General features: G+C 35.5%; 1 pseudogene. It reads right to left on the reverse strand.

Annotated features, from left to right (window positions below):
- Window positions 1-282: pseudogene (locus tag AKG98_RS22540) on the reverse strand (hypothetical protein); the annotation flags it as partial.

Here is a 282-nt window from a genome sequence, read left to right on the forward strand (position 1 = left end):
GTTAATCGTGGGTTATTGAACTTTGTTCCATCCGAACAAATCGCTAAGTCTTTAATACCTACATCAACACCTACGGTCTTGTTCACGACTGGTAGCTGCTTAACATCTTCTTTTACAAGCATTGATACAAAATATTTACCTGATTTAAAAAATGACTTAAAGCCTTTATCGAGATGCTTTAGTGATTGTTGCAATGGCACGCTAGAAACATCTTTCAGCCATGTAAAATCGGGATTCTTTTTTAGTTGAGTGAGGTTTTTACTCCAATCGTTATAATTGGTT

The organism is Moritella sp. JT01, from assembly GCF_001574435.1.
Lineage (GTDB): Bacteria > Pseudomonadota > Gammaproteobacteria > Enterobacterales > Moritellaceae > Moritella.